Origin of the sequence: Halorubrum trueperi (genome assembly GCF_042662525.1) — an archaeon.
GTDB lineage: Archaea > Halobacteriota > Halobacteria > Halobacteriales > Haloferacaceae > Halorubrum > Halorubrum trueperi.
In genome coordinates this window covers 80,418-86,664 of sequence record NZ_JBHSXI010000011.1, presented here as the reverse complement: position 1 = coordinate 86,664, position 6,247 = coordinate 80,418, and the positions used below count along the sequence as shown (strand labels likewise).

At 67.8% G+C, this 6,247-nt stretch carries 6 protein-coding genes; 2 read left to right on the top strand and 4 right to left on the bottom strand.

All coding sequences use genetic code 11. The annotated features are described in order from the left end of the window. From ACFQEY_RS10300 to ACFQEY_RS10285, 4 genes are all read right to left on the bottom strand, one after another. Positions 1 to 1,137, bottom strand: a 1,137-nt coding sequence (locus ACFQEY_RS10300) for a carboxylate--amine ligase (protein WP_379768174.1), incomplete at its 3' end; no start/stop codon positions are given. A 74-nt stretch (positions 1,138 to 1,211) separates the two neighbouring features. Next, complete coding sequence (locus ACFQEY_RS10295; protein ID WP_379768172.1) at positions 1,212 to 3,050, bottom strand: hypothetical protein; 1,839 nt, start codon at positions 3,048 to 3,050, stop codon at positions 1,212 to 1,214. Between the two features lie 90 nt (positions 3,051 to 3,140). Continuing rightward, positions 3,141 to 4,544, bottom strand: a complete 1,404-nt coding sequence (locus tag ACFQEY_RS10290) for a hypothetical protein (RefSeq protein ID WP_379768170.1) — start codon at positions 4,542 to 4,544, stop codon at positions 3,141 to 3,143. Between the two features lie 67 nt (positions 4,545 to 4,611). Further along, the gene (locus ACFQEY_RS10285; protein ID WP_379768168.1) at positions 4,612 to 4,890 is read right to left on the bottom strand and encodes a helix-turn-helix domain-containing protein; all 279 of its coding nucleotides are present in this window, start codon (positions 4,888 to 4,890) and stop codon (positions 4,612 to 4,614) included. Between the two features lie 133 nt (positions 4,891 to 5,023). Between ACFQEY_RS10285 and ACFQEY_RS10280 the strand changes: the two genes are divergently transcribed. Next, positions 5,024 to 5,905: a hypothetical protein gene (locus ACFQEY_RS10280; RefSeq protein ID WP_379768165.1), complete on the top strand. Its 882-nt coding sequence runs from the start codon at positions 5,024 to 5,026 to the stop codon at positions 5,903 to 5,905. 87 nt (positions 5,906 to 5,992) lie between these two features. Continuing rightward, on the top strand, positions 5,993 to 6,226 hold the full coding sequence (locus ACFQEY_RS10275; protein ID WP_379768162.1) for a hypothetical protein: 234 nt from the start codon (positions 5,993 to 5,995) through the stop codon (positions 6,224 to 6,226). The last annotated feature ends 21 nt before the right edge of the window (positions 6,227 to 6,247 follow it).

The window sequence follows — 6,247 nt, the reverse complement described above, 5'->3', positions numbered from 1 at the left end:
AAGCACGTCGAAGTGCGGGTTCTCGACGCAGGACGCGGCGATCTCGACCGCAGTCCGCGCGAACGACGGGGGATCCACGAGCGGCGATTCGTCTCGCACGACGCTCAGCAGGTGTCCCAGCTCGCCGTACAGCAGGTGAGTCCCCGCGCCGACCTCGTACTCGAACGCCGACCGGACGGGCTCGTCGCTCGCCACCTCCCAGTAGCTCGCGGGGAAGTCGGCTCCGGCCCGCACGGCGGTGGCCAGCGACTGCCAGAGTCGGGGGTTGATCTCCGTGAGGACGTACTCGCCCGTGTCGGCGTGTTTCATGTACTCGATGCAGGCGATCCCGTGATAGTCCAGGTGGTCTAACAGCGCCCGTCCGGTGGCTTCCAGCGCGGGGTCTCGCGTGGCCTCCCGATAGACCCCGCCGCCGCCGGTGTAGGAGTCGCCTCGAACTTGCCGGTGCTGGAACGTCGTCACCGGCTCGCCGCGGTCGTACAGCGCGCCGAAGAGGTACTCGTCGGAGGACGGCACGTACTCTTGGACGATCGGTGTGTGGCGCATCTCGGACTCGATCGCCTCGACGTTCGGTCGCTCGCCGGGCGCGACGTGCGTGACCGACTTCGCCGTCGCCGCGTCGCGGGGGCCGAACGTCGGGCAGGTCTCCTCGGTGAGGAGGTTGTACCGCGACTTGACGATCAGGTCCTCGTCCCACGCGTCGACGTCGGAGAGCAGTCGGGTCTCCGGCGCTGGCACGCCGGCCTCGCCGGCGGCCTCGACGAGCGCGACCCTGTCGAACACGGTCTTGAGCAGGTCAGAATCGAGCGTGACCAGCGAGACGTACGGCTCGAACGCGTCCGCGTAGCGGGCGAACACGTACGCGTCCTGCGCGCGGAGCGGGTAGATCGTCTCGACGTCGTCGCGCGCGGCGAGGCCGACGAGCGCGTCGCGGTACGCCAGCACGTCCTCGTACGGGGACGGGATCGAGACGAACTCGTCGCAGAACCGCGAGGCCGCCGCCGGCGTGTTCTCGCGCTCGGAGGCGACGATCGTGTGTACGCCGCGCCGCGAAAGCGACCGGACGCAGGCGTACGATCCCGGCTCGAACCCCACGGGAATCACCGCGGCCTCTCGGGAACTGCCGGATTCTACCATGCGACTTCCTACGCGGTCGAGGGCATTGTTATGATACCATTAACGTCGCCCGCGGCCGCCGTCCGTTCACCGATTTAGGCGTCTTCGTCGGTTCCCTCGATCCGGTAGAGACGGATCCCGCCGTTGTCCTGTACTCGTTCCACGCGGGGATCCGTATCGAGGCGATCGAACCCGGCCTGCGAAAATCTGAACCCGTCGTACAGATCGACCTCCTGTCGCTCGTGGCGGTCGCCGACCATGAGGTACCGATCCGACTCGTAGCGGGTCGTCAGGTTCGTGTTGAACGTCTCCCCGGTCACGCCGGCGTCGTCGTCGCCGTAGCCCGGGAACGACAGCTCCCACACGGCGGTCTCGCGGCCGAAGTGCGCGTCGATGTAGCGTCCCTGTCCGCTTCGGATCCCGGCGATCACCGTCTCGCCGTCGTGGAACTCGAAGGCGACCGCGCGGGCGTCGAAGTCGGCGTCCGTCACCTGCTGGTTCGCCTGGTATATGTACGGCGACTGGTGGACGGCGGCGAGCTGGAGGGCGACCGCCAGCACGAACGCGAACACGACGACGCCGAGGACCACCGCGCCGGCGGTGGACGCGGCGCGACGGCGATCGTCAACCGTCATCCGTTCGAGCAGCGCCACGATCCCGAGCGCGCCGAGTATGGTAACGATCACCATGATGAACCCCTGAAACCGGAAGTAGTGATCGCCCTGCTCGGCGAGGAAGACCACGACGAAGATCCCCGTCGGCGGGAGCAACCCGATCGATAGGTACGTGACTGCCGCGTTTCGCCACGGCCGGGCCGGATCGGGCCGTCCCGCGACCCTGTACAGCGCGACCGCACCGGCGAGCACGCAGAATATCGTGGTGACGGCGAACAGCTTCAGGAACAGCTCCTCGACGCTGCCGCCGAGCGCGACGAGCGAGGCACCCCGCTCGGCCGTGCCGTCGCCCGTGGTCGCGCCGCTCGTCACCAGGCTCGAAACGACGCCCTCGAACCGACTCGTCGCGCGCTCGTGCCGAAGGAGCCACGCCACGAGCACCGTTCCGACGACGACGGTGTGGACGCCGATCGGTCGATGGCTCGCGATTGCCGCGGTCGGTCGATAGCGGCGGACGACGAGTTGAAGCCCCGCGACGGCGACGAGCACGGAGACGAGCGCCATCGTCTCCTGCGGGTGGACGAACACCATCCCGAGCGCGGCGAGCCCGAAGGCCGCACCTGTCGCCGACGTCGCGGAGAATCCCCTTCCCGGCGATCCGAGGTAGCGGAACAGCAGGTAGAGGACGAACGGCGTGAAGAGGATCGCCTGGCTCGACGGGTGCGCGAGGATGTGGACGCTGACCTTGTTGATGGGGAGGAGCAGCACCGCGACCGCGATTCCCGTGGGGACCGCCCACCGCGACCCGGAGAGGACCTCGAGACAGAGCGGTATCGAGACGAGGTACACCCCGGGGAACAACAACGCGGGAGCGAACTGCAGCGTCTCGGTGAGATCGAGCCCGGACAGCGCGCCGAGCTCGACGGCGATCAGGTGGATAGCCGGATACAACACCGCGTCCGGGCCGATGACGCCAGTTTGGATCTCGCGCGCCCAGCCGAGGTGCGTCATCGCGTCGCCCGCGCCGTAGAAGGCGTACGACCGGAGGAGCGGGATCGAGACCACGGCGAGCAGACACCCTCCCGCGAGCAGCGCCGCGCCGTCGACGAGCCGGCGGGAGCGGGCACCGAACAGGACCACGGCCGCGACGAGGAACCCGACGCCGACGCCGCCCCAGAACCGGAGCGGCGTCGCGCGGTATATCGAGAGTTCGTAGCCTGTCGCCGGCGTCGTGTGCGCCGAGACGATAGCGAACGCGAACGCGAGGAACCCGACCGTCAGTGCGGCTTTGTGGACGACCGCCGCGGTGTTGTCAGTCATTAGTGCTCTCGCCACCCGTGGATGGAACGACGGTACGGGGGGCCGATTCGGGCTTTGTTATGACGAGCGTACCGGGCTGGTATGCACTCATTACTCGGCGTCGTCGTCCGCCACCGGGTCGTTCTCGTTCGCGTCCTCGACCACGTCGACGTCGAACGTGTCCGTCTCGCTGTCGGAGAGGACGATGGCGTCTCCGGTGACGTCGATGCGCGCGTTCCGAATCACGTTGTCCCGCGAATCGCTGAACGTGACTCCGTCGCGGTTCGGGCCGGTCTGGTGGATGTCGAGCCCGGAGAACGCGCACTCGCTGCGCCCCGTGATTCCTATCACGTCTCCTTCGCCGGCCGACCCCTCGACGGTGACGTTCTCCAACTCGACGCTCGGGAGAATTCCGAGTTCCTCGAACACCGAGTCCGGTTCCTTCGCGTTGAACGCGGGGACGTCGTCCGCGTTGACGCGGACGTGGGTGTCTCGGACGACGGCACGGGCCAACTGGCCGGAGAGCTCGATAGCGCCGTCGCTGTGGCTCACTTCGAGCATGTCGACCCGACAGTTCTCCACGACTGCGGGCTCCGGCGTGTCCTGCGGCTCGTAGTCGGTCAGTCTGATACCGCGCATGTTTTCGAACCCGAGGTGGTCGCTGTCACAACGGACGTACGCGTCGCGGATGGTCGAATCCCCCCGCACCCGGACGTTCGAGATCCCGCAGTTCGCGAAGTAGCCGCCGTCCACGGTGATGCTCCCGGCCGGCGGGTCCGCGTACAGGCCGTTGTCGGGGAACCCCTCGATGCGACAGTCGCGGAACGTGATGTCGCCGCGGCTGTCGTTGCCGACGTAACAGCCGGTGATCCCGGTGTCCGCCGCGGCACCGTCGGGGAGTCGGAGTCTGTCTACCAGTCCCTCGCCGTCGGAATCGGTCACGTCCACGCGCACGAGGCTCGGTCGCTCGGTTACGGTTCCGAACGCCGTGACGTTCCTGACGAGCAGCCCGTCGCGAATTTTCAGGTGGAGCATCCGTCCTCTGGCGTCTTCGTGACTGTAATCGAAGTCGAGCCCCTCGACGCGCAGTTCCGTCCCGCTGCCCTCTCCGTCGAAGCTGAACAGCTGCACCGACTGTTCCGGGCTCGGAACGATGGTCGCGTCCCGCCCCACCAGCGCGAGACGCTCGAAATCCGTCACCCGCCACGTGTCGTCCATCCTGTACGTCCCGGCCGGGAGGAACACGACGGATCCGTCGGGATCGATGTCTTCGAGAATCGGCACCAGCGACTCCTCTCCGGACGGGTCCGCTCCCCGATTGACCACGTTCACGACGCGATCGAACCCGTCGGGAACCGGCGGGTCGTCGGGGGCGTCCGCGCCGTCGCTCCCGTCGTCCCCGTCCCTGTCGCTCCGATCATCTGTCCCCGGGCCGGGATCCCCGCCGCAGCCGGCGAGGACGACCGCGCCACCGACGCCGATGGCGGTCCGCCTCAGAAACGAGCGTCGCTTCATGTATTGACTCACACGGGCGGAAACGGTCTTTGTAATGGAATCGATACCACCGCGGTCATCCCGGCCGTCACCCCGTCAAATCGTTCGCTCGAATCGTCTCCCAGGCCGACTGGCCGCGCTCGGTCAGCTCGCACCGCCGATTCTTGGCTCGGTCGCCGGGAACAGCGAGTGCGACGAGCCCCCGATCGCGGAGCTGGCGGAGCGCCCGGGAGACGTGCGTCGTCGACGTTTCGATCGCCGATGCCAGTTCCGTCGGCGTCGCCGCGCCGTCCGACAGCTCTCGGATCACCGCGAGCCGGTACGCAGAGCTGATGACGTAGCCGACGTCGTCCCAGCGTGCGGACATGTTACGGGCGACGCCGGCCGACCGCTTAAGTACGAGCCCAGTAATCGGATGTTTTCGGAGCCCGTGACGCCGCGGTCCGCGGGAACTCTTTTATAGTACACGGTTCCTACCGTTCGATACGATACGATTACTGATGGGACAGCGCACGTTTCAACCGATCTCTCGCCTCGTAACCGCCCTCGACGACCCGCGCGTGTCTCACGATGATTACCGCCGCTCGCCCGCCGGAGCGGACGGCGAGTGCGTGACCCTCGTCGGCGTCGTACACGGCAACCCAGCGAGCGCGTTTCGGGCCGCTTCGACCGTTGACACGCTCGATCCCGCGGTCGTCGCGGTCGAACTCGCACCGCTCGCGCTGCCGTTGTTCGCGTCCTACGCCCGCGATATCGATGCGGGTGGTATCGACGCGGTCGACGCCGATCTCGCCGGCGGTCCGCTTCCAGGCGGCGAGATGACGGCGGCGATGGCCGCCTCCGACAACGCGCGGGTCGTCGGTATCGACCTCCCGAACGCGTCCGGGCTCGGTGCGGCACTCGACGCCGCGCGGTCGGCGTCGCTCTCTCCGCGCGGCATCGCACGTGCCGGGTACGCGCTCGCCGAACAGACCGCTCACGCCGCCAGGTGCCGCGTCGCACACGTCGCCGGCCGGTTCGGGATCGACGTCGATCCCGGACTCGACCGGCGACGGTCCGCCGATCGCGGATCGTCGCCCGCGGCGCAGGCCGCCGCGGAGCGCGAGGCCGTCGCCGCCGGTACGGCGCTGCTCCGATCGTTCACCCGACCGCCGTCGATGGAGGCGTTCGACCGCGCGCGGGAGGCGTCGATGGCCGATCAGCTCCGCGCGCTTCGCCGGGAGGGACCGGTGGTCGCCGTCGTCGGACACGCCCACCTCGACCCGATCGCCGATCGCCTCGCCGCCGATCGCCTCACCGCCGATCGTCTCGACGACCATCTCGCCGACGACCATCTCGCCGACGACCATCTCGACGCCGATCGCCTCGCCGACGACCGATGAAAGGATGAGCTTTCCGGGAATATCACACGGAATAACAATCACCGCTCTACGTCTGAGGTCCCCTACGGGGAGTACCCGTGTGAAACAATGGTTCGAGACTTCCAAGACAGCGACAAAGGACGAAGCGTACTGACCGCGGACGGAACCACTATCGGCCACGTGCAGGGGGTCGACGGCGACATGGTCCACGTCACGCCCGAGACCGATCTCGACACCGCGATCCGCCAGACGCTCGGCTGGACCGCGGAGGACGAAGAGGTGTACGAGCTCCCGCACTCGTCGGTCGAGCGCATCGACGACACGGGAATCTACCTCGAATAGCGCGAACGACCGCACGGCTCG